Origin of the sequence: Pseudomonas fluorescens (assembly GCF_000968015.1) — a bacterium.
Classification (GTDB): domain Bacteria; phylum Pseudomonadota; class Gammaproteobacteria; order Pseudomonadales; family Pseudomonadaceae; genus Aquipseudomonas; species Aquipseudomonas fluorescens_W.
In genome coordinates, this window is sequence record NZ_LACH01000007.1 from 1 (window position 1) to 23595 (window position 23595).

General features: G+C 58.6%; 19 protein-coding genes. 8 read left to right on the plus strand and 11 right to left on the minus strand.

All coding sequences use genetic code 11. From position 1 onward, the window contains the following. Positions 1–207 precede the first annotated feature (207 nt). Complete coding sequence (locus tag VD17_RS04485) at positions 208–453, plus strand: hypothetical protein (RefSeq protein WP_046052854.1); 246 nt, start codon at positions 208–210, stop codon at positions 451–453. Positions 454–655: 202 nt separating this feature from the next. Here VD17_RS04485 and VD17_RS04490 read toward each other — a convergent pair whose 3' ends face one another. The 9 genes from VD17_RS04490 to VD17_RS04530 all read right to left on the minus strand — a co-directional run bounded on the left by VD17_RS04490 (position 656) and on the right by VD17_RS04530 (position 12716). Beyond that, entirely contained in the window at positions 656–1636 is a 981-nt protein-coding gene (locus VD17_RS04490) for a peptide ABC transporter ATP-binding protein (RefSeq protein ID WP_033058071.1), read from the minus strand. After that, complete coding sequence (locus VD17_RS04495) at positions 1636–2604, minus strand: ABC transporter ATP-binding protein (protein ID WP_033058069.1); 969 nt, start codon at positions 2602–2604, stop codon at positions 1636–1638. The genes VD17_RS04490 and VD17_RS04495 overlap by 1 nt, the downstream gene beginning before the upstream one ends. A gap of 10 nt (positions 2605–2614) precedes the next feature. Further along, positions 2615–3526 (minus strand): ABC transporter permease subunit, encoded by a 912-nt coding sequence (locus tag VD17_RS04500; RefSeq protein WP_046052928.1) that lies wholly within the window; start codon positions 3524–3526, stop codon positions 2615–2617. A gap of 13 nt (positions 3527–3539) precedes the next feature. After that, a complete protein-coding gene (locus VD17_RS04505; RefSeq protein ID WP_008148942.1) occupies positions 3540–4550 on the minus strand; it encodes an ABC transporter permease subunit in 1011 nt (336 codons plus the stop codon). A 72-nt stretch (positions 4551–4622) separates the two neighbouring features. Then, positions 4623–6218: an ABC transporter substrate-binding protein gene (locus tag VD17_RS04510; protein WP_046052855.1), complete on the minus strand. Its 1596-nt coding sequence runs from the start codon at positions 6216–6218 to the stop codon at positions 4623–4625. A gap of 79 nt (positions 6219–6297) precedes the next feature. Then, positions 6298–7716, minus strand: coding sequence for an OprD family porin (locus VD17_RS04515; RefSeq protein ID WP_046052856.1), 1419 nt, complete (start codon positions 7714–7716; stop codon positions 6298–6300). A 173-nt stretch (positions 7717–7889) separates the two neighbouring features. Continuing rightward, the gene (locus tag VD17_RS04520; protein ID WP_046052857.1) at positions 7890–9491 is read right to left on the minus strand and encodes an ABC transporter substrate-binding protein; all 1602 of its coding nucleotides are present in this window, start codon (positions 9489–9491) and stop codon (positions 7890–7892) included. A gap of 307 nt (positions 9492–9798) precedes the next feature. Beyond that, positions 9799–11424, minus strand: coding sequence for an ABC transporter substrate-binding protein (locus VD17_RS04525; RefSeq protein WP_046052858.1), 1626 nt, complete (start codon positions 11422–11424; stop codon positions 9799–9801). Between the two features lie 575 nt (positions 11425–11999). Beyond that, the gene (locus VD17_RS04530) at positions 12000–12716 is read right to left on the minus strand and encodes an SIMPL domain-containing protein (RefSeq protein WP_046052859.1); all 717 of its coding nucleotides are present in this window, start codon (positions 12714–12716) and stop codon (positions 12000–12002) included. Between the two features lie 381 nt (positions 12717–13097). Between VD17_RS04530 and VD17_RS04535 the strand changes: the two genes are divergently transcribed. The 4 genes from VD17_RS04535 (at position 13098) to VD17_RS04550 (ending at position 17704) form a co-directional block, all read left to right on the plus strand. After that, positions 13098–14360 carry an ATP-binding protein gene (locus tag VD17_RS04535; RefSeq protein ID WP_046052860.1) on the plus strand — a complete coding sequence of 421 codons (1263 nt, stop codon included), beginning with the start codon at positions 13098–13100 and terminating at the stop codon, positions 14358–14360. Beyond that, positions 14353–14919, plus strand: a complete 567-nt coding sequence (locus VD17_RS04540; protein WP_008148925.1) for a response regulator transcription factor — start codon at positions 14353–14355, stop codon at positions 14917–14919. The genes VD17_RS04535 and VD17_RS04540 overlap by 8 nt, the downstream gene beginning before the upstream one ends. Positions 14920–15016: 97 nt before the next feature. Next, positions 15017–16744: an ABC transporter ATP-binding protein/permease gene (locus tag VD17_RS04545; protein WP_046052861.1), complete on the plus strand. Its 1728-nt coding sequence runs from the start codon at positions 15017–15019 to the stop codon at positions 16742–16744. Between the two features lie 210 nt (positions 16745–16954). Further along, the gene (locus VD17_RS04550) at positions 16955–17704 is read left to right on the plus strand and encodes a FadR/GntR family transcriptional regulator (protein WP_046052862.1); all 750 of its coding nucleotides are present in this window, start codon (positions 16955–16957) and stop codon (positions 17702–17704) included. A 135-nt stretch (positions 17705–17839) separates the two neighbouring features. On the opposite strand, the gene VD17_RS04555 is transcribed toward VD17_RS04550, so the two are convergent. Further along, positions 17840–18040: a hypothetical protein gene (locus tag VD17_RS04555; RefSeq protein WP_046052863.1), complete on the minus strand. Its 201-nt coding sequence runs from the start codon at positions 18038–18040 to the stop codon at positions 17840–17842. A gap of 14 nt (positions 18041–18054) precedes the next feature. Continuing rightward, entirely contained in the window at positions 18055–19371 is a 1317-nt protein-coding gene (locus tag VD17_RS04560) for a phosphatidylcholine-hydrolyzing phospholipase (RefSeq protein ID WP_046052864.1), read from the minus strand. A 237-nt stretch (positions 19372–19608) separates the two neighbouring features. On the opposite strand from VD17_RS04560, the gene kdgD reads away from it, so the two are divergent. The 3 genes from kdgD (at position 19609) to VD17_RS04575 (ending at position 23587) form a co-directional block, all read left to right on the plus strand. Continuing rightward, on the plus strand, positions 19609–20520 hold the full coding sequence (gene kdgD / locus VD17_RS04565; protein ID WP_046052865.1) for a 5-dehydro-4-deoxyglucarate dehydratase: 912 nt from the start codon (positions 19609–19611) through the stop codon (positions 20518–20520). 59 nt (positions 20521–20579) lie between these two features. Next, the gene (locus VD17_RS04570) at positions 20580–22025 is read left to right on the plus strand and encodes an aldehyde dehydrogenase family protein (protein WP_046052866.1); all 1446 of its coding nucleotides are present in this window, start codon (positions 20580–20582) and stop codon (positions 22023–22025) included. A gap of 194 nt (positions 22026–22219) precedes the next feature. After that, a complete protein-coding gene (locus tag VD17_RS04575) occupies positions 22220–23587 on the plus strand; it encodes an MFS transporter (RefSeq protein WP_046052867.1) in 1368 nt (455 codons plus the stop codon). Positions 23588–23595 lie beyond the last annotated feature (8 nt).

Below are 23595 nucleotides of genomic sequence, written 5' to 3' on the forward strand. Positions count from 1 at the left end.
TCTCTACAGTGAGGGGTGGCTTTTGAGCTCGCCGCAAATTTCAGAAATAACCGTTCGACCTAACCCCTATTCAAAACCAATCTCCCCACAAATGGCATTCCGTCCATTCGTTAGCGTCCTATCTGGAGAACTGCGCTGATCGGAACTAAATTTCATTGAGTGCCAGACAGACACCCCACGCTTCACTAATGAAGGATGGAATCGGCTATGAGCATTTTTCAACGCATTGTGCTGTTGCTTAAGGTTTTGGTGATGCTGTCCGTTGGCATGTCGGCGGCGTGGGCCGAGTGCGAGGATCACGGAGAACAGGCTTCAAGCGGGCCGGTGGCGCACACTGCCCAGATGATCGCCAAATCCGAATCGGAGCCCGGTGATGAGGGGCAGGGTGGCAGTGCGGACGATGACGACTCGACCACCGACGAACCGGACAGCGACGACGAAGCCGGGGCTTAAATGACAGGCAAAAGAAAACCCCTTCTGACCGATTGATGCGCAATCGAAGCAGAAGGGGTTACTGAACAGTTCAAATATCCCTGTGGGAGCGGGTTTGCTCCGGGCGGCGTTCCGACGAATACGGTGTGTCAGCGAAATGAATATCGACTGACACTCCCTCTTCGTCGGAACGCCGCCCGGAGCAAGCCCGCTCCCACATTTTTTATGCCGCGCCGTCGAGGAATTGCTCGGCGTAGTGGCAAGCCACCTGGCGGCTGTCGAGCAGGCGCAGGGCCGGCTCTTCGGTGCTACAGCGCTCGGTCGCGTACGGGCAGCGCTTGTGGAAAGCGCAGCCGGACGGCGGGTTCAGCGGGTTGGGCAATTCGCCGACGATCTTGATTTTCGGCTTGTTCGGGTCCGGGTGAATGGTCGGGGTGGCCGACAGCAACGCCTGGGTGTACGGGTGCAGAGGACGCTCGTAGATGTCGTTCTTCGGGCCCATTTCCACCGGGCGACCGAGGTACATCACCATCACGTCATCGGCGACGTGTTGCACCACCGCCAGGTTGTGGGAGATGAACACGTAAGCGGTATTGAACTCTTGCTGCAAATCCATGAACAGGTTCAGCACCTGCGCCTGGATGGACACGTCCAGCGCCGAGGTCGGTTCATCCGCTACCAGCACTTTAGGCTGCAACATCATCGCGCGGGCCAGGGCGATCCGCTGGCGCTGACCGCCGGAGAACATGTGCGGATAACGCTGGTAGTGCTCAGGACGCAAGCCCACCTGCTTCATCATCGCCTGCACTTTCTCGCGACGTTCGGCAGCGGACAGGTTGGTGTTGATCAGCAGCGGCTCGCCGAGCTGGTCACCGACTTTTTGCCGTGGGTTCAACGACGCGTAAGGGCTCTGGAACACCATCTGCACGTCTTTGCGCAGTTGCTTGCGTTCAGCCTTGTTCGCACCGGCGACTTCCTGCCCGGCGATTTTCAAGGAGCCGGAGGATGGCTCTTCGATCAGCGTCAGGGCGCGGGCCAGGGTGGATTTGCCGCAGCCCGATTCACCGACGACCGCGAGGGTCTTGCCGGCTTCCAGTTCGAACGACACACCGTTCAGGGCGCGAACGGTCGCATGGCCCTTGAACAGGCCACGGGACACTTCGTAGTGACGGGTCAGGTCGCGGGCGGTAAGTACGACGGCCATTACGCCACCTCCTGATTCAGCGGGTAGAAGCAGCGGGCGAGGCTGTTGCTTTTCGGGTCAAGGGTTGGACGTTGCTGACGGCAGGTCTCCTGCACGTACGGGCAACGCGGCGACAGCAGGCAACCCTGCGGACGGTCATAACGACCGGGAACGATGCCCGGCAGCGTGGCCAGGCGGGTGGCGCCCAGGCTGTGTTCCGGAATCGCCTTGAGCAGCGCTTCGCTGTACGGGTGCGCCGGAATGTCGAACAGTTGAGGCACCTGACCCACTTCGACCGCTTGGCCGGCGTACATCACGCACACGCGCTGAGCGGTTTCGGCCACGACCGCGAGGTCGTGAGTGATCAGCACCAGGCCCATGTTCTGCTCTTTCTGCAAGGCCAACAGCAGGTCCATGATTTGCGCCTGAATCGTTACGTCCAGTGCAGTGGTCGGTTCGTCGGCGATCAGCAGTTTCGGTTCGCCGGCAATCGCCATGGCGATCGCAACACGCTGGCTCATACCACCGGACAGTTGATGCGGGTAAGCATCCATACGGCTGGCGGCGCCCGGGATTTCAACTTTTTCCAGCAGTTCGATGGCGCGTGCACGGGCTTGCTTGCCGGACATTTTCAGGTGCAGGCGCAGCACTTCTTCGATCTGGAAACCGACGGTGTAGCTTGGGTTCAGCGCGGTCATCGGGTCCTGGAAGACCATGGCCAGGTCTTTGCCGACAATCTGCCGACGCTGACGGTTGCTCAGTTTGAGCATGTTCTTGCCATCGAAATTCAGGGCGTCGGCGGTGACGATCCCCGGATGTTCGATCAGGCCCATCAGCGCCATCATGGTCACGGACTTGCCGGAACCCGATTCGCCAACGATGGCCAGAACTTCGCCCTTGTCCACGGTAATGTCGAGACCGTCGACCACCGGAACGGCGTTCTTGTCGCCGAAGCGAACGTTGAGATTCTTGATTTCTAACAGTGACATTTGAATCTCCTCAGGCGGCGTTCTTGAGTTTCGGGTCCAGCGCATCGCGCAGGCCGTCGCCCATCAAGTTGATTGCCAGCACGCTGAGCAAAATGGTCAAACCAGGCAGACTTACCACCCACCAGGCGCGTTCGATGTAGTCGCGAGCCGAAGCCAGCATGGTGCCCCACTCAGGGGTTGGCGGTTGTACGCCAAGGCCGAGGAAGCCCAGTGCCGCAGCATCGAGAATCGCCGAGGAGAAGCTCAAGGTGGCCTGAACGATCAGCGGCGCCATGCAGTTAGGCAGCACGGTGACGAACATCAGGCGTGGCAGACCGGCACCGGCCAGGCGCGCGGCGGTCACGTAGTCGCGGTTCAATTCGCCCATTACCGCGGCGCGGGTCAGACGAACGTAGGACGGCAACGAAACCACGGCGATGGCAATAATGGTGTTGATCAGGCCAGGGCCGAGGATGGCGACAATCGCCACGGCCAGCAGCAGGGACGGCAGGGCCAGCATGATGTCCATCAGACGCATGATGGTCGGGCCGAGCAAGCGCGGGAAGAACCCGGCGAACAGACCCAACAGGATGCCCGGAATCAGCGACATCACCACCGACGACAAGCCGATCAGCAGGGACAGGCGCGAACCATGGATCAGCCGTGACAGCAGGTCGCGACCCAGTTCATCGGTGCCGAGCAAGAACTGGAGTTGCCCACCTTCCAGCCAGGACGGCGGGGTCAGCAGGAAATCGCGGTACTGCTCGCTCGGGTTATGCGGTGCCACCCAAGGGGCGAACAGGGCGCAGAAAATCACCAGCAGCATGAACATCAGGCCGGCGACGGCGCCTTTGTTCTTGGAGAACGCTTGCCAGAATTCTTTGTAAGGGGACGGATACAGCAGGCTTTGATCGACTGCTACCGCTGGAATTGAAGTGGTCATGGTCATAATGATCTCAGCGCTGGTGACGAATGCGTGGGTTGGCAAAGCCGTAGAGGATGTCCACCACGAAGTTGACCAGAATCACCAGGCAGGCGATTAACAGGATGCCGTTTTGCACCACGGGATAGTCCCGTGCGCCAATGGCTTCAATCAGCCATTTGCCGATGCCGGGCCAGGAGAAGATGGTTTCGGTCAAGACCGCACCGGCCAGCAATGTGCCGACTTGCAGGCCAACCACGGTCAGTACCGGGATCAGCGCGTTACGCAGGCCGTGAACAAACACCACGCGCGACGGCGACAGGCCTTTGGCGCGGGCGGTACGGATGTAGTCTTCACGCAGCACTTCGAGCATCGAAGAGCGGGTCATCCGCGCGATCACTGCCAGCGGGATGGTGCCGAGCACAATGGCCGGCAGGATCAGGTGATGCAGGGCATCGAAGAACGCACCGACGTCATCGGCCAGCAGCGTGTCGATGAGCATGAAACCGGTCCGCGGCTCGATGTCATAGAGCAGGTCGATCCGCCCGGAAACCGGGGTCCAGCCCAGGGACACCGAGAAGAACATGATCAGGATCAGGCCCCACCAGAAGATCGGCATCGAGTATCCCGCCAGGGAGACGCCCATCACCCCATGGTCGAACAGGGATCCTCGCTTGAGTGCCGCGATCACCCCGGCCAGAAGGCCCAGGATGCCGGCGAACAGCAGGGCGGCCATGGACAGTTCCAGGGTCGCGGGGAATAGAGAAGTGAATTCGCTCCAGACACTTTCACGGGTACGCAGGGATTCGCCGAGATCGCCGTGGGCCAGTTTGCCAACGTAATCCAGGTATTGGGCATACAGGGGTTTGTTCAGACCTAGGCGTTCCATTGCCTGAGCGTGCATTTCGGGGTCGACTCGACGTTCGCCCATCATTACTTCCACGGGGTCGCCTGGAATCATGCGAATCAACGCGAAAGTCAGCAAGGTGATGCCGAAGAACGTGGGGATCAATAACCCCAATCGGCGGGCAATAAAACTAAACATCTTGTGTGGTACCTCATCAGCCGGTTAGGCGTGCCCGGCATTCCTGGGTCAGGAATGCCGGTAGTTTCTTATCTACTTCACCTGGGTGGTGGCGAAGTTATTAGTGGTGAGCGGGCTAATGTGATAGCCCTCTACGTTGTTGCGCATTGCGGTGAACATACGGGTGTGCGCCATGCTGATCCATGGCTGGTCCTGATTGAAAATCTCCTGGGCTTGCTCATAGAGCGCTGCGCGTTCCGCCGGGTTGACTTTAGCCCTGGCTTCATCGATCAGCGCCTGGAACTTCTCGTTGCACCAACGTGCGTAGTTTTCGCCGTTTTTGGCGGCCTCGCAACTGAGCATAGGCGTCAGGAAGTTATCCGGGTCGCCGTTATCGCCCGCCCATCCGGCAGACACCATGTCGTGCTCGCCGTTTTTCGCACGTTTGAGCATTTCGCCCCATTCCATGACGCGAATATCGACCTTGATCCCGACCTTGGCCAGGTCAGCCTGCATCATCTGCGCGCCGAGCATCGGGTTCGGGTTGGTTGGACCGCCGCCGTTACGGGTGAACAGGGTGAACGTGGTGCCATCCGGCACGCCAGCTTCCTTGAGCAAGGCGCGAGCCTTGTCCAGATCACGCGGCGGATTCTTCAGGTCGTGGTTGTAGCCCAGCAGGGTGTCCGGGTACGGATTGACCGCCACGGTCGCATTGCCTTTGCCAAACAGCGCGTTGACGTAGGCGGCCTTGTCGAAGGCGATATCGATGGCTTTACGTACGCGCACATCGCTCATGTATTTGTGCGAGGTGTTCATGGCGATGTACGAAACGGTCATCGCGTTCAGTTCGTCGACACTCAGTTTGGCGTCTTTCTTGATGCTCGGGATGTCATCCGGTTTCGGATACAGCGCAATCTGGCACTCGTTGGCTTTCAGTTTTTGCAGGCGCACGTTGTTGTCTGTGGCGATGGCGAGGATCAGCGAATCAGCCGGTGGCTTGCCACGGAAGTAATCCGGGTTGGCCTTGAAGCGGACTTGAGCGTCCTTGTTGTAACGCTGGAATACGAACGGGCCGGTGCCGACAGGCTTGTTGTTCAGGTCGCCGGTCTTGTTGGCCTTGAGCAACTGGTCGGCATACTCGGCGGAGTAGATCGAGGAGAAGGCCATGGCGATGTCGGCCAGGAACGGCGCTTCCCGGCGGGTCAGGGTGAAGGTGACCGTGTTGTCGTCGATCTTCTCGACACTTTTGAGCAGTTCCTTGAAGCCCATGCTTTCAAAGTACGGGAAACCTACGCTCGAGAGTTTGTGCCACGGGTGATTCGGGTCCAGCTGACGCTGGAAGCTCCAGACCACGTCGTCGGCGTTCATGTCGCGGGTCGGCTTGAAGTATTCGGTGGTGTGGAACTTGATGCCTTTGCGCAGGTGGAACGTGTAGGTCAGACCGTCTTCGCTGATGTCCCAGGAATCGGCCAGTGCCGGAATCACTTCAGTGGTGCCGGGCTTGAAGTCCGCCAGACGATTGAAGATGGTTTCGGCCACCGCATCGGCTGTGACTGCAGTCGTGTACTGGACCATATCGAAGCCTTCCGGACTGGCTTCGGTGCAGACCACCAGGGGTTTGGCCGAGACGCCAACAGCGACACTCAGCAACGCGGCCGCGATGGCCGCACGTAGGGGAAGCATTTTCATCAAAGAACCCTCTGCAATCGGTTGAACTGAAGAAAACCAAACGGCCGACTCGTCATGAGTCAGCCGCAGGCGTGCGTTTTTACAAAATGTTGAACGGGATGGTGGTCACGAGACGGAACTCGTTGAGGCTGCCGTCAGCCTGGTTTTCGCTGGCGCGGTGAGCGGTGTAGGTCGCGCGAACAGTGGTGGCCTTGAGTGGGCCGCTCTGCACGGCGTACGAAGTACCGATGCCGTATTCGTAATGGTGTTCGCCGTCCATCGTGGTCACGCTGTCGTAGGCGCCACCTTTGTAGTGAGTACCGTCGATACCCCAGCCGCGAGCCTGATAGATGTTGAACTTCAGGCCTGGCACGCCGTATTCGGCCATGTTCAAGCCGTAGGCGATCTGGAAGGATTTCTCGTTCGGGCCGTTGAAGTCCGACAGCAGGGAGTTGGCCAGGTAGATGCCGTTGGTTTCGTGCAGGTAGTCGAAGTACTCGTTACCGTTCACTTCCTGGTAGGAGAAGGTCAGGCTGTGGGCCTGGTGGGTCAGACCGAACGACAGGGAGTAGGTGTCGTTGTCGATTTCGCCCAACAGCTTTTTGCCTTCGTCGACGGTTTTGTAGTAGTTCAGGCCGGTGGTCAGGCTCAGTACCGAGCTGTCACCCAATACGTGGCTGGCGCCGAAATAGTACTGGTTCCACAAGTCTTCGGCCTGGGTGCCCCACAGGCTGGTGGTCAGGCTAGCGAACGGCTGGTAAGTGATACCAGCGGTATTCACGTGATCGGTTTCTACGACGGTGTCGGCGTATTCGGAGCGGAATTTACGCTGGCTTTCTTCGGTCCGCGGTGAGTTGCGATCGAAGGTGCCCAGGTCGAACGACAGGTTCTCCAGCTCTTCGCTGTGGATCGCCACACCTTCGAAGCTCGAAGGCAGTGCACGGTTGCCGATTACATCGACCTGCGGGCTGCTGAAGTTCATGCGGCCGGCGGTCAGGGTGGTGTTGGAGACACGTGCCTTGACGTTGGCCAGGCCCAGTTTGCTCCACTGACCCTGGGCGTCACCGCCGTCTTTGGTCAGGGTCCGGTTGTTGCCAAGACCACCAACGCCGTTCAGTGGTGCGCCACCATTGCCGGAAGCAAGGTCTTTGCGGTCACGGTCCAGGGCGATGGCGTTGTAAGCAGCGACTTCAGTGCTGAAGCCGACAGTACCCTCGGTGAAGCCCGAGTTGTACTTGATGATGGTGCCCTGGACCCAGTTGATACGACGATCCGTTTCGGTCGATACACCGTTCTTGTTGTACTTGAAATGGGCGCCACGTTTCAGTTGCTCGTTGGCATACCAGTTACGCGTGCTCCCGGTGATCGATTGGCCTTCGACAAAGCCAGTGGCTTCACTCTGGGCACTTTTCTCTTTCACGGTAACCGGGGTGTACGCCTGGCTTTGGGTTTCTGCGTACGCCGAGGCGGTTACGCTGCTGATGGCCAGGGCCAATAACGCGGTGCTGCTCAGTTTCATGGGGTGAAGCTCCTTTCTTTCTTTTTTTAATGCCGGTCTTTTTTGGTGATCCGGCTATTTGGTTTCGAACTCACACAAGGCATCGCAAACGTTTGCTGTAGGCCGGATTGACGAATTACGGCAATACGCTTGCGTGAGGGCGGAATCCGCCCCCAGCGTTTTTGGCTAATCGGTTATTTTTCTATGCTGACGCCCGAGAACACGTTACGACCGAAAGGACTCACCTTGAATCCTTCGATTTTGGCGCTCAACGGCTGGTTAACCGTCGAGTGGGCGACTGGCGTAATCGGCACCTGCTGCTTGAGGTACTGCTGCGCCTGTTTGTAAAGCACGGTGCGCTGGTCGCGGTCGGTAACGACCTTGGCCTGCTTGATCAGCTTGTCGTAAGCCGGATCGCACCACATGGAGTAGTTGTTGCCGCCAATGGCGTCGCAGCTGTAAAGCGTGCCGAGCCAGTTGTCCGGGTCCCCATTGTCACCGGTCCAGCCAATCAGGCTGATGTCGTGCTCGCCATTCTTGGTGCGCTTGATGTACTCGCCCCATTCGTAGCTGACGATCTTCACTTTGAGGCCGATCTTCGCCCAGTCAGCCTGGAGCATTTCGGCCATCAATTTGGCGTTGGGGTTATACGGGCGCTGTACCGGCATGGCCCAGAGGGTAATTTCAGTACCTTCCTTCACGCCGGCAGCCTTGAGCAATTCCTTGGCTTTTTCCGGGTTGTAGGCGGCGTCTTTAAGGGTCTCGTCGTAGGACCATTGGCTCGGCGGCATGGCGTTGACCGCCAGTTGACCGGCACCTTGATAGACGGCGTTGAGAATGCCCTGCTTGTTCACCGCCATGTCCAGCGCCTGGCGCACTTCGAGCTGGTCGAAAGGCTTGTGGCGCACGTTGTAGGCGATGTAGCCGAGGTTGAAACCGGGCTTCTCGATGAGCTTGAGTGTTGGGTCGTTTTTCAGCGCGGTCACGTCGGCAGGGCGCGGGTGCAGGGTGATCTGGCACTCGTTGGCCTTGAGCTTCTGCACCCGCACCGAGGCATCGGTGTTGATGGCGAAAATCAGGTTCTCAAGCTTGACCCGGCTCGGGTCCCAGTACTGCTTGTTGCCGGTGTAACGGATGTTGGAATCTTTCTGGTAACTCTTGAACACGAACGGCCCGGTGCCGATCGGCTTCTGGTTGATGTCGCTCGGCTTGCCTTCGGCCAGCAGTTTGTCGGCGTATTCGGCGGACAGGATGGCGGCGAAGCTCATGGCGATGTTCTGGATGAACGCGGCGTCCACGCTGTTGAGCGTCATGACCACGGTCAGCGGCCCGGTCTTCTCGACCTTGGCGATGTTCTTGTTCAGGCTCATCCCGTTGAAATACGGGAACTCGGTCGGATAAGCCTTACGGAAAGGTTGCTGTGGATCGAGCATGCGATTGAACGTGAACAGCACGTCATCGGCGTTGAAATCACGGGTCGGCGTGAAGTACTTGGTGGTGTGAAATTTCACCCCTTCGCGCAGGTGGAAAGTGTACTTGAGACCGTCCTCGGAAATATCCCAGCGTGTGGCCAGGCCAGGTACGACGTTGGTGGCGCCTTTTTCGAACTCTGCCAGTCGGTTGTACAACGGCTCGGCGGCGTCATTGTCGGTCGCGGTCGTGTACTGCGCGGTGTCGAAGCCAGCAGGGCTGCCTTCGGAGCAGAACACCAGGCTGTTGTTGGCGGCCTGGCTGATAGAAGTGGCGGCCAACAGGCCGGTGCCCAGCAATGCGGATAAAACCAAGGTATGGCGCATGACGCTCCCTTCCTCTTTCTCTAAGTGTTTTCAATGAACTGCCGCCTCGTCCGGGGACGTGGTGGCATCACTGATCTCAAGCCATGACAGGCAGCAATAACCGAGAGCCCACGCACGAACTGGTCAGATCCCGACGGTATGAGCCTCGGGTCTGGCAGTAAATGAGTAGAGTCCTAAAGACTCGTAGGAAATGGCAACGCGTCCGACGCCGCTGCTGTAATACTCAGCGGAATTGGATGTAGGTGGTTTCCTACTTTCTCGGCAGATAAAGCAACGGCGACGCCAAAAGCGTCGCCGTTGCAAAACCTTATTTGCTGACGCTGACGCCGTAGAAGGAGTTCAAGCCAAACGGGCTGATCTTGAAGTCCTGCACGTTGTCGCGCATGGGTTGGAACACCGTCGAGTGAGCGATAGGTGTCATTGGAACGGCATCTTTGAGGACGTGTTGCGCCTGCTTGTACAGTTCGGTGCGCTTGGACTGATCGGTCGTGCGCTTGGCTTCTTTCACGATGCCGTCAAACGTCTTGTCGCACCACTTGGAGAAGTTGTTGCCTTGCAGCGAGTCGCAGCCGAACAGCACGTTCAGCCAGTTGTCCGGGTCACCGTTGTCGCCGCTCCAGCCAATCAGCATCGCGCCGTTTTCGCCGCCTTTGGAGCGCTTGATGTACTCGCCCCACTCGTAGGTCACGATCTTGGCTTTGATACCGACCTTGGCCCAGTCGGACTGCAGCATTTCAGCCATCAGCTTGGCGTTCGGGTTGTAAGGACGCTGCACCGGCATCGCCCAGAGGTTGATCTCGGTGCCTTCCTTGACGCCGGCTTCCTTGAGCAGCTCTTTGGCTTTCTCAGGGTTGTACGGCGCATCCTTGATGGTGGTGTCGTAGGACCACTGGGTTGGCGGCATGGCGTTGACGGCCAGCTGACCTGCGCCCTGGTAAACGGAGTCAATGATCTGTTGCTTGTTGACGGCCATGTCCAGCGCTTGACGCACTTTCAGTTGGGCCATCGGGTTCGGCTGATCGCTGCCCTTGATCTTGTCCATCACGTTGTAGGCGATGTAACCCAGGTTGAAGCCAGCCTGGTTAGGCACTTTCAGAGTCTTGTCTTCTTGCAGCGCCTTCAGGTCGGCCGGACGTGGGAACAGAGTGATCTGGCACTCGTTCTTCTTCAGCTTCTGGATACGCACCGACGGGTCGGTGGTGATGGCGAAGATCAGGTTGTCGATCTTGACGTCGTCAGGCTTCCAGTAGTCCTTGTTCCCGGTGTAGCGGATGTTGGAGTCTTTCTGGTAGCTCTTGAACACGAACGGACCAGTGCCGACCGGCTTCTGGTTGATGTCGGCGGCTTTGCCTTCTTTCAGCAGCTGGGCGGCGTACTCGGCGGACTGGATGGAAGCGAAACTCATGGCCATGTTCTGGATGAACGCGGCGTCGACTTCTTTCAGGGTGAACTTGACAGTTTTGTCGTCGACTTTATCGATCTTGGTGATGTTGGTGTCCATCCCCATGTCGGTGAAGTACGGGAATTCGGTTGGGTACGCCTTACGGAACGGATCATCCTTGTTAATCATGCGATTAAAGGTGAACAGCACGTCGTCGGCGTTGAACTCACGAGTCGGCTTGAAGTACGGGGTGGTGTGAAACTTGACGCCTTCACGCAGGTGGAAGGTGTAAGTCAGGCCATCATCGGAGATGTCCCATTTGGTCGCCAGACCAGGAATGACAGCGGTGCCGCCACGTTCGAACTGGGTCAAACGGTTGAACATGGTTTCAGCAGAGGCGTCGAAGTCGGTTCCGGTGGTGTACTGACCTGGATCAAAACCGGCCGGGCTCCCTTCGGAGCAGAACACCAGGTTAGTCGCTGCTTGGGCGAATGGTGCGCTAGCTAACAAGCTTGCGCCGACTAAAAACGGAATGACCGCGTGTTTAAGCATGGTGGCCTCATGATTTGTTGTCATTTTTGGAATTAGAGGACGACCTCGTGAGTCGTGCCTGCGGATACTTATGCAGGGGCCATACCCATTGCAAGATCCTGAGCGACCACAGGTGTTAAACAGTGGCACGAACGTACCTTGATGTCGCATATGTATAAATTCAGGCGCATTTGACCGTTTGCGCAGGTTTTTTTCAGTGCATGTCACGCACCTGCGCGGGGCGATCTGGCTGTTTTGTGCACTCGATTGGAGCGCGGTGTTACTTATTTATACCCATCACTGAGGGGTGTGAATGGGGAGGGCGGGCCTGAATGAGATTGAGTTCTGGTTTGGTGGCCAGGTGTTTGTTGTTTAAAGGGTTGTTGTGTCTGCGGGGGCAGATTGTTCCGTTACTGTTTGTCAGTGGACATCTGTGGGGGATGCCTGGCTTTGGGATTTGGTGGGGGCTGCGTGGGCGTGTTGGTAGTACCGGGGGTGCAACCTTTGCTGCTTGCGGGTCCGACTTGGCTTTGCGCAGGCAATAAAAAAACGGCGATCACTTCAGTGATCGCCGTTTCTGTGCACGGGTTATCGAATCAAGGCATCAACACTTCAATCGACCCATCCGCCGTCATGCTCACCTGACTCGTACCAGCCTCAACTTCCGGCGTCACCGGCGCACCGTCCATGCTCGCCGCTTTCATCATCATCGGCGCGCGCATGTACGGTTGTGGGTAACCGTTGCTGTTCAAGTTCAGGTTAACGATTTTGTACCCCTTGCCGCCTAACGCATCGGTAGCCAATTGCGCTCGGGCTTTAAAGGCGGTGACAGCGTCTTTGAGCAGCGCATCTTCGCTGGCCTTGCGGGTTGGCGTCGCAATGGCGAAGTCCATGCCGCCCATTTTCAGGTCGGTGAGCAGTTCGCCGGTCAACTTCGACAGTGCGGCGAAGTCAGAGCTTTCCAGGCGTAGTTCGGCGCGTTCGCGCCAGCCGGTGATTTTCTGGCCCTTGGTGTCGTAGATCGGGTAGCTGTTGCGGCTGCCCTGGCGCAGGGTGACTTCCTTGACCTGTTTGGCCTGGGCCAGCGCTTTGTTCATGGTGGTGCTGACGTCGGCGGCGAGTTTGGCCGGGTCGGTGTTTTGTTCTTCGGTGTAGAGGGTCACGATCATCAGGTCGCGGGCGACTTCCTGACTGACTTCGGCGCGCAGGGCGATCTGGTTGTAATGAAGTTCGTCGGCAGCCAGGGCCGGGAGGCTGGCGACGGTGCCAACGCTAAGGGCAAGAAGGGCGGCGCTGCGGCGGAAACTGTGCATGAAAAGCTCCTTGGGCGGTGCGCAGGGGTATGGGGCCGAGCCTGCGTGAAACCATCAGACTCTAGCTTTTATGATCCGGTTCGCACAGTTACAACTTCTATACAGATCGATCACAGGTGACCCTGTGGCGAGGGGATTTAGCGGAACGCCGCACCGCCCCGTTCGGCTGCGAAGCAGTCGTAAATATCTCCCTGAAGTAGGCAGGCAGGATTCGGTTGTAAATTTTGGGGCGGCTTCGCCACCCAACGGGGATAAATCCCCTCACCACATAGGCCTTCAAGCCACTCACGACCTGTGGCCGTTTGCCGCACTTTTGCCTGCCAGCCCCCGTGCTTGGTTATACTCCGTGCGATCCGCCTGGAGCGCTCATCAGGAGAGCTCATGCTCGCCCCCGTTCAAATCACTTCCGCAACTCGCCAGAATCTCTGGCGGCTGACGTTCATCCGCACATTGGTGTTGGCCGCTCAGGCCGGTTCCGTGGGACTTGCCTACTGGCTCGACTTGCTGCCGCTGCCCTGGTTCCAACTGGCCGCGACCCTCGGTTGCTCGATGCTGCTGTGCACGTTCACGGCAATTCGCTTGCGCACCTCATGGCCGGTTACCGAACTCGAATACGCCGTGCAACTGGCTTGCGACCTGTTTATCCACAGTGCCTTGCTGTATTTCTCCGGCGGCTCGACCAACCCTTTCGTCTCTTATTACCTGGTACCGCTGACCATCGCCGCCGTGACCTTGCCGTGGCGTTATTCGGTGATTCTGTCCGGTATCGCGTTGACGATGTATACCCTGCTGCTGGCGCGCTTCTATCCGCTGCAAACTTTCCCGATCGCTCGGGAAAACCTGCAGGTTTACGGGATGTGGCTGAGTTTCGCCCTGGCTGCGGCGGTCATCACTTTCTTCGCCGCACGCATGGCCGAAGAGTTGCGCCGTCAGGAAGAACTGCGCGCCATCCGTCGTGAAGAGGGCCTGCGCGATCAGCAGTTGCTGGCCGTCGCCACCCAGGCCGCCGGTGCTGCCCATGAACTGGGCACGCCGCTGGCGACCATGAGCGTGTTGCTCAAGGAAATGCGTCAGGACCATCACGACCCGATGTTGCAGGACGACCTGAGCGTGCTGCAGGATCAGGTCAAACTCTGCAAGGAAACCTTGCAGCAACTGGTGCGCGCCGCCGAGGCCAATCGTCGATTGGCAGTGGAGATGCAGGACGTCACTGACTGGCTCGACGAAGCGCTGAACCGCTGGCACCTGATGCGCCCGGAAGCCAGTTACCGCTTCCAGCGCCTGGGCCAAGGCACCGTGCCGCGTATGGCGCCGCCGCCGGACCTGACCCAGGCCCTGCTGAATTTGCTCAACAACGCCGCCGACGCTTGCCCCGAAGGGTTGCAAGTGACGCTGGACTGGAATGCCGAGGATTTGACCATCAGCATCCGCGACCACGGCGCCGGTGTGCCGCTGGCCATCGCCGAGCAGATCGGCAAACCGTTTTTTACCACCAAGGGCAAAGGTTTCGGCCTGGGCCTGTTTTTGAGCAAGGCCAGCGTGACACGCGCCGGCGGCTCAGTGAAACTCTACAGTCATGAGGAAGGCGGCACGCTCACCGAGCTGCGCCTGCCCCGTGTCGCCCGAGGAGACGAACATGAGTGACGAGATCCAAGTCGAAGGCGAAGGCGAAGAACTGCCGCATTTGTTGCTGGTAGACGACGACGCAACTTTTACCCGGGTGATGGCCCGTGCCATGGCCCGCCGCGGCTTTCGCGTCAGCACCGCCGGTTCTGCCGAAGAAGGCCTGACCATCGCTCAGGCCGATCTGCCGGACTACGCCGCGCTGGACCTGAAAATGGACGGCGATTCCGGCCTGGTGCTGTTGCCCAAGCTGCTTGAGCTGGACCCGGAAATGCGCGTGGTGATCCTCACCGGTTACTCGAGCATCGCCACCGCCGTCGAGGCGATCAAGCGTGGCGCCTGCAATTACCTGTGCAAACCGGCGGACGCCGATGACGTACTGGCCGCGTTGCTCTCCGAGCACGCCGACCTCGACACGCTGGTGCCGGAAAACCCGATGTCGGTGGATCGCCTGCAGTGGGAACACATCCAGCGCGTGCTGACCGAGCACGAAGGCAACATCTCCGCCACTGCCCGCGCCCTGGGCATGCACCGCCGCACGCTGCAGCGCAAACTGCAGAAGCGTCCCGTTCGTCGCTGAACCGGCGCTGAACGAATGCGGGCCGCTCCTCGCGACAAACCGAACCGATCATCTATGATCGGTTCGTGTGTGTTCTTTTCTTTATCGAGCCTTATCCATGAATCAGAACGCTGAATATTCCGCGGTCAACGATGCTGTGCGCGGGCAGTTTTTTCGCAAAGTCTGGGCGATGACCACGCCTTACTGGCGCAGCGAAGAGAAGGGCAAGGCCTGGACGTTGCTGATCGCTGTGATCGCGCTGTCGCTGTTCAGCGTGGCGATTTCGGTGTGGGTCAACAGTTGGTACAAGGACTTCTACAACGCCCTGCAGAAAAAGGACGAAGCGGCCTTTTGGCAGTTGATCCTGTATTTCTGCGGCATTGCGGCGGTGGCCATTCTCGGCGCGGTGTATCGGCTCTACCTGACGCAGATGCTGACCATCCGCTGGCGGGCCTGGCTTACCGAGAAGCACTTCGCCCGCTGGCTCGACAACAAGAATTACTACCAGCTGGAGCAGGGCGGTTACACCGATAACCCGGACCAGCGGATTTCCGAAGACCTCAATAAATTCACCACCAATACGCTGGGCCTGGGGCTCGGGTTGATTCGCAACATCGTCAGCCTCGTCTCGTTCTCGATCATTCTGTGGGGTGTGTCCGGCAGTATCGAAGTGTTTGGTTTCACCATTCCCGGCTACATGTTCTGGTGCGCGCTGGTTTACGCGGCGGTTGCCAGTTGGCTGACGCATTTGATCGGCCGTCGGCTGATCGGCCTCAACAACAACCAGCAACGCTTCGAAGCCGACCTGCGTTTCTCCATGGTGCGGGTTCGCGAGAATGCCGAAAGCATTGCGCTGTACAACGGCGAGCCTAATGAGAATCGCCGCTTGAGCAGCCGTTTCGGGATGGTCTGGCACAACTTCTGGGACATCATGAAAGTGTCCAAGCGCCTGACCTTTTTTACTTCTGGCTATGAGCAGATCGCCGTCATCTTCCCGTTCATGGTCGCCTCGCCGCGTTACTTCGCTGGCAAGATCGAGCTGGGTGAGCTGATGCAAATCAACTCGGCGTTCGCTAACGTCCAGGACAACTTCAGTTGGTTCATCACGGCGTACCAGGACCTTGCCGAATGGCGCGCCACCTGTGATCGTCTGCTGAGTTTCCGTCAGGCCATGACCGATAACGAAGAGCGTGCGCCGGCGATTGATGTGCAAAACCATGGCTCGGCGTTGAAGGTGCATAACCTTGGCCTTGATCTGGCCGACGGTCGTCACCTGCTGAGCAACGCCGACATGACCGTGGAGGAGGGTGAGCGCGTCATGCTCAGCGGTCGTTCCGGCAGTGGTAAATCCACGTTGTTTCGAGCGATGGGGCACCTTTGGCCGGCTGGCCACGGCAGTATTCGTCTGCCGACGGGGCGTTATCTGTTCCTGCCGCAAAAACCGTATCTGCCGATTGGCAGCCTGCGTGAAGCGCTGAGTTATCCACAGTCTGGCGATACGTATCCGCACGAGCGTTATGTGCATGTGCTGGAAGCTTGTCGTTTGCCGCATCTGGTGTCGCGTCTAGATGAAGCGAATCACTGGCAGCGCATGTTGTCGCCGGGTGAGCAGCAGCGTCTGGCCTTTGCCCGTGCGCTGCTGTATGCACCGCAATGGCTGTACATGGACGAGGCGACCTCGGCGATGGACGAAGAGGACGAGGCGTCGCTGTATCAGACCTTGATCGATGAGATTCCGGGATTGAGCATTGTCAGCGTCGGGCATCGCAGCAGCCTGAAGCGCTTCCATCCACGGCATGTGCGTATTGAGAATGGTCATCTGGTGGACCAGACCGTGACAGCCTGAGCCACACCGCCATTGTAGGAGCTGTCGAGTGAAGCGAGGCTGCGATCTTTTGATCTTGTTTTTAATAATCAAAAGTCAAAAGATCGCAGCCTCGTTTCACTCGACAGCTCCTACAGGGTTTCGATTTGATCCCACGGTTCACGGGTGATCGTACAACCGCGTTGAGCTATGATGCGGTTTCAGCCGCAACTTTCGAGAAAGACGTTCACCATGGAAAACCCGAACGACGCACCACGCCTCCCTCGCAAGCGCCGCAGCCTCGCTCAGGAACTGGTGACGGTGCTGTCCGAGCAGATCCGCGACGGTCACCTCAAGCGTGGCGACAAGTTGCCCACCGAGTCGGCGATCATGGATGCCCATGGCGTCAGCCGCACCGTGGTGCGCGAAGCGATTTCCCGTTTGCAGGCGGCAGGCCAGGTTGAAACCCGCCACGGCATCGGCACCTTCGTGCTCGACACCCCAAGCCCGAGCGGTTTCCGTATCGACCCGGCGACCGTGGTCACGCTGCGTGACGTGCTGGCGATTCTGGAACTGCGCATCAGCCTTGAAGTGGAATCCGCCGGCCTTGCCGCGCAACGTCGCAGCCCTGAGCAGCTGGCGTTGATGCGAGCTGCGCTGGATGCATTGAATGAAAGTGTTTCCCATGCCAGCGATGCGGTGGCGTCCGACTTCCAGTTCCACCTGCAAATCGCCCTGGCGACGGGCAACCGCTATTTCACCGACATCATGACCCACCTGGGCACCAGCATCATTCCGCGTACGCGCCTCAACTCCGCGCGTCTGGCCCATGACGACCAACAGCACTACATGAATCGCCTGAGCCGTGAGCACGAAGAGATTTACGATGCGATTGCGCGTCAGGATTCGGATGCCGCGCGGGCGGCGATGCGGTTGCACCTGACGAACAGCCGCGAGCGGCTGCGTCATGCGCATGAAGAGGCAGAGGCGCAGCGGGTGTAGGTTTCCAGGCTGGAGGATTTGTTCCTGACAGATAGCCATCGCGAGCAGGCTCGCTCCCACAGGGTTTGTGTCGATCACAATAATGCGATTACACATAGATCAAATGTAGGAGCGAGCCTGCTCGCGATGGGGCCATTAACTTGAGCCAGTTTTCAGAATCGAGCGATCCACCCGCACCGCCAACTCAGACTTCGCAGATTTAACCTCGAACGTCACACTGCCCCGCTTATCCACAACTCCTCGAGCAATCACCACACCCCCCTTGGACAACAACTCCAACGGCGCCCCCTTCAGCGATTGCCCCGAAGCCAATTCCAGTTTCAATTTGATAGTCATCATCGATCTCCTTATCAGGCAACGTTGCCAGTGGGTTTGTAATCCTTGAGCAGCAAATAAGTGCTCCAGCCCCACCAGTCGTCCACGGTGGCGGTGTCGTTCAGGTTGTTGACGTCCTTGCGTCGCAACACCTTGTCGCCCTCGACCTTGAACAGCGGCGAGAAATTACCCGTCGGGTTCAGCACCACTTGAAGATCAGGCAGTTTTTTCAACGCAGCAAAACTGCCGGCCGACGGTGCGATCCCGCTGAGGTACGCCGCGAACACTTCATCCGCAGACACCTGAACCGCCTGATTCACCTGGGTGCGATTGGCGCTGTCGATGGCGTCGAAGTAGCGCTTGTCCCCATACGCGTGCCATTGATCGCCGTTGCCATTGCGCACATTAAGGCCGAACTTGCTGTCTTCGTCGTGCATGAAGCGCGTGATCAACGAACCCAGATCGCTCGGCGTGACCACCGCTGCCAATTGCTTGCGTGGCACTCGCAGGTGGCCGGCTGAAAACAGGTCGGTCAGGTAGTGATCAGCAAAAGCGTTCATCGCATAGGCCAGCTCCAACTGCTTTTCATCGCCGCTGGTGTGGGCCAGCACCGCTTGTTGGACTGCTACGGTGTGCCCGGCGATGTAAGCCAGCAGTGCCCATTCGGCGAAGTGATCGGCATTGTTGGCGGCCAGTTTCAGGTAGCGCCCAAATGGGAACAGCGCCGAGACGACACTGCCGCCGCCGGTGATCTTGTTCCACTCTTCCGACAACGTATCACCGAGGGCGTCATAGGCTTCGTGAGGTTGTTTACCGTCCATGATCGCCTGCTTGATCGCGGCGATTTCCTTTTGCATGACACCGAGGATCAGCCTGGCCTCAGCGTTAGAAGCATGCAGCACGGCCAGCGAGTTGAAGGCATTGGTAAAACGCTGGATTCGGTCGGCGGCCGTCGCGCCTTCGCTGATCGGTTGATCGGGAATTCCATAAAAATCACCCCCCAGCGCAACGACCTGGCCGTAGGTCAGCGCCAGTCCATTGGGCAAATGCAGCTCCACTTGCGCAGCCGGGATAGCAGGTGCGTCCTTGACGAAACGCAGCAGGGTGCTGTCGCCGATGGCGGTGTGTTCGCCGCCCTCGAACCTCAGCTGTGGCTTGCCTTTCAGGGCTTTGCCGGAGGCTGTGGGTAGCGACGCGGGAAGGGGAGTCGTAGGGTTGTGATGATCTGCAATATGCAAGACCACGTGTTGGTTTTCCCCGATCAGAGGGATGCCATGTTCGGTAAAAAGATCATCCAGTTCGGCGATGACCTGTTTCGGTTTTTCCTTCGGTTGTGCGTGTAGACCTGACATTTCTATCTCCTTGATATGTCGTCGGTACGATCAAAAAATAACTGTATGTATATACAGTCATCTGGATCATAGATGAGAAATTTCCTACGTCAAGAAAATACCTTTCCGACTCAAATTCTGCGGTTGGCGATGAAATGCAGTTGACGGTTATTATTTAAGTTGTACGATGACCTACAACTTCGGCGCAGGCTGAACGGTTTACTCACACACATACGTTGCTACCAGGGTGTTCGAATAATGAATCCACAAGAACTGAAGTCCATCCTCTCTTCCGGTCTGCTGTCTTTCCCGGTTACCGATTTCAATGCTCAGGGCGACTTCCATCGCGCGGGCTACATCAAGCGTCTCGAATGGCTGGCCCCATACGGCGCCACGGCGTTGTTCGCCGCGGGCGGCACCGGTGAGTTCTTCTCTCTGGCGGCCAGCGAATATTCGGAAATCATCAAGACTGCCGTCGACACCTGCGAAACCAGCGTGCCGATTCTGGCCGGCGTTGGCGGCTCGACGCGTCAAGCCATCGAATACGCACAGGAAGCCGAGCGTCTGGGCGCCAAAGGCCTGTTGCTGCTGCCGCACTACCTGACCGAAGCTAGCCAGGATGGCGTTGCGGCCCACGTTGAAGCCGTGTGCAAGTCGGTAAAAATCGGCGTGGTGGTTTACAACCGCAACGTCTGCCGCCTGACCGCGCCGCTGCTGGAACGTCTGGCCGAGCGCTGCCCGAACCTGATCGGCTACAAGGATGGCCTGGGCGATATCGAGTTGATGGTGTCGATTCGTCGCCGCCTCGGTGATCGCTTCAGCTACCTGGGCGGTTTGCCGACCGCTGAAGTCTACGCCGCTGCCTATAAGGCGCTGGGCGTACCGGTCTACTCCTCGGCGGTGTTCAACTTCATCCCGAAAACCGCGATGGATTTCTACCACGCCATTGCCCGCGAAGATCACGCCACCGTCGGCAAGATCATCGACGACTTCTTCCTGCCGTACCTGGACATCCGTAACCGCAAAGCCGGTTACGCCGTGAGCATCGTCAAGGCCGGGGCAAAAATTGCCGGCTATGACGCAGGTCCTGTGCGTGCACCGCTGACCGATCTGCTGCCAGAAGAGTACGAAGCTCTGGCTGCGCTGATCGACAAGCAAGGTGCGCAGTAACAACCCGATTAAACAAGGCCGCTGAGTATTCAGCGGCCTTTTGCGTAAGGAGATTTGTTGTGGCTGATTCAAAGCGTTTCGATAACTACATCAACGGTGAATGGGTTGCGGGTAGCGATTACTCCACCAACATCAACCCGTCCGAATTGACCGACACCATTGGCGAGTACGCCAAGGCTGATCTGGCTCAGGTTCACGCCGCCATCGACGCCGCTCGCGCCGCGTTCCCGGCCTGGTCGACGTCGGGCATCCAGGCTCGTCACGATTCACTGGATAAAGTCGGCAGCGAAATCCTTGCTCGCCGCGAAGAGCTCGGCATTTTGCTGGCTCGGGAAGAGGGCAAGACCCTGCCTGAAGCCATCGGCGAAGTGACCCGCGCCGGCAACATCTTCAAGTTCTTCGCCGGTGAATGCCTGCGCCTGTCCGGCGACTACTTGCCGTCGGTGCGTCCGGGTGTAAATGTTGAAGTGACTCGCGAAGCGCTGGGCGTGGTCGGTCTGATCACACCATGGAACTTCCCAATCGCGATCCCTGCGTGGAAAATCGCCCCAGCCCTGGCCTACGGCAACTGCGTCGTGCTGAAACCGGCTGATCTGGTGCCAGGTTGCGCTTGGGCGCTGGCTGAAATCATCTCTCGCGCAGGCTTTCCGGCCGGCGTGTTCAACCTGGTGATGGGCAGCGGTCGAGTGGTTGGCGATGCGCTGGTTCAGAGCCCGAAAATCGACGGCATCAGCTTCACCGGTTCCGTGGGCGTCGGTCGTCAGATCGCGGTCAGCTGCGTCTCGCGCCAGGCCAAGGTTCAGCTGGAAATGGGTGGCAAGAACCCGCAGATCATTCTCGACGACGCCGACCTCAAGCAAGCGGTCGAGCTGTCGGTACAGAGCGCGTTCTACTCCACCGGCCAGCGTTGCACCGCCTCGAGCCGCTTCATCGTCACCGCCGGGATTCACGACAAGTTCGTCGAAGCCGTGGCTGAGCGCATGAAGTCGATCAAGGTCGGTCACGCGCTGAAAGCCGGCACCGACATCGGTCCGGTCGTCTCGCAAGCGCAGCTTGAACAGGACATGAAGTACATCGACATCGGTCAGTCCGAAGGTGCACGTCTGGTCAGCGGCGGTGGTCTGGTGACCTGCGATACCGAAGGCTATTTCCTCGCGCCAACCCTGTTTGCCGACAGCGAAGCCGCGATGCGCATCAGCCGCGAAGAGATCTTCGGCCCGGTGGCCAACGTGGTTCGCGTGGCGGATTACGAGGCCGCGCTGGCCATGGCCAACGACACCGAATTCGGTCTGTCGGCGGGCATTGCCACCACGTCGTTGAAGTACGCCAACCACTTCAAGCGCCACTCCCAGGCCGGGATGGTGATGGTCAACCTGCCGACGGCGGGCGTGGATTACCACGTTCCATTCGGTGGGCGTAAAGGTTCATCCTATGGTTCCCGCGAGCAAGGTCGCTACGCGCAAGAGTTCTACACCGTGGTGAAGACCAGCTACATCGGTTCGTAGCAGGAACCACTGCGGTATTGGCAACGATACCGCGTCCCCTGTAGGAGCGAGCCTGCTCGCGATGGTCTCGAGGTCGCGAAGTTCAGCCTGATGCCCAGCGTCATCGTTGACGACCATCGCGAGCAGGCTCGCTCCTACAAGGAACACAAAAAGATTCACCCGCGCATAAAAATAATCAGTGGGAGTACATCTACATGCAAGCGACCAAGCCGACCCACGTCCGCTATTTGATTTTGCTCATGCTTTTTCTGGTGACCACGATCAACTACGCCGACCGGGCTACCATCGCCATCGCGGGCTCCAGCCTGCAAAAAGACCTCGGCATCGACGCGGTCACTCTCGGTTTTATCTTCTCCGCATTCGGTTGGGCCTACGTGGCCGGGCAAATTCCCGGTGGCTGGTTGCTGGACCGTTTCGGCTCGAAAAAAATCTACGCGCTCAGCATCTTCACCTGGTCGTTGTTCACCGTGTTGCAGGGTTATGTCGGTGAGTTCGGCATGTCCACGGCGGTGGTTGCGCTGTTCATGCTGCGTTTCCTGGTGGGCCTGGCCGAAGCGCCATCCTTTCCCGGTAACGCGCGCATCGTTGCGGCCTGGTTCCCGACCGCTGAACGCGGTACGGCATCTGCGATTTTCAACTCGGCGCAATACTTCGCCACGGTGCTGTTTGCGCCGCTGATGGGTTGGATCGTTTACAGCTTCGGCTGGCAGCACGTGTTCATCGTCATGGGCGTGATCGGCATCATCTTCTCGGGGATCTGGCTGAAGGTTATCCACAGCCCGCGTCAGCATCCGATGATCAATGACGCCGAGTTCAAACACATCGCCGACAACGGCGGCATGGTCGACATGGACCAGGACAAAGGCAAAGGCAAAAAGGTCGACGGGCCGAAGTGGGACTACATCCGCCAGTTGCTGACCAACCGCATGATGCTCGGCGTGTATCTGGGGCAGTACTGCATCAACGGCATCACCTACTTCTTCCTGACCTGGTTCCCGGTGTACCTGGTGCAAGAACGCGGCATGACCATCCTCAAGGCCGGTTTCATTGCCTCGTTGCCGGCGATCTGCGGCTTCATTGGTGGTGTGCTCGGCGGGGTGATTTCCGACTACTTGCTGCGTAAAGGCCATTCCCTGACCTTCGCTCGCAAGGCGCCGATCATTGCTGGCTTGCTGGTCTCCAGCAGCATCGTGGCCTGCAACTACGTTGACGTTGAATGGATGGTCGTCGGCTTCATGGCCCTGGCATTCTTCGGCAAAGGCGTGGGTGCGCTGGGTTGGGCCGTGGTGTCTGACACCTCGCCAAAACAGATCGCCGGTCTCAGCGGTGGCTTGTTCAACACCTTCGGCAACATCGCTTCGATCACCACCCCGATTGTCATCGGCTACATCATCAGCTCCACCGGTTCGTTCAAATGGGCGCTGGTGTTTGTCGGTTGCAACGCACTGGTGGCAGTGTTCAGTTACCTGGTGATCGTTGGTCCGATCAAACGTGTGGTACTCAAGGAACCGCCAGTCAGCGGTCCTGAAACCAACAACAAATTGTCTCAAGCGCATTCCTGAGGAGCGGC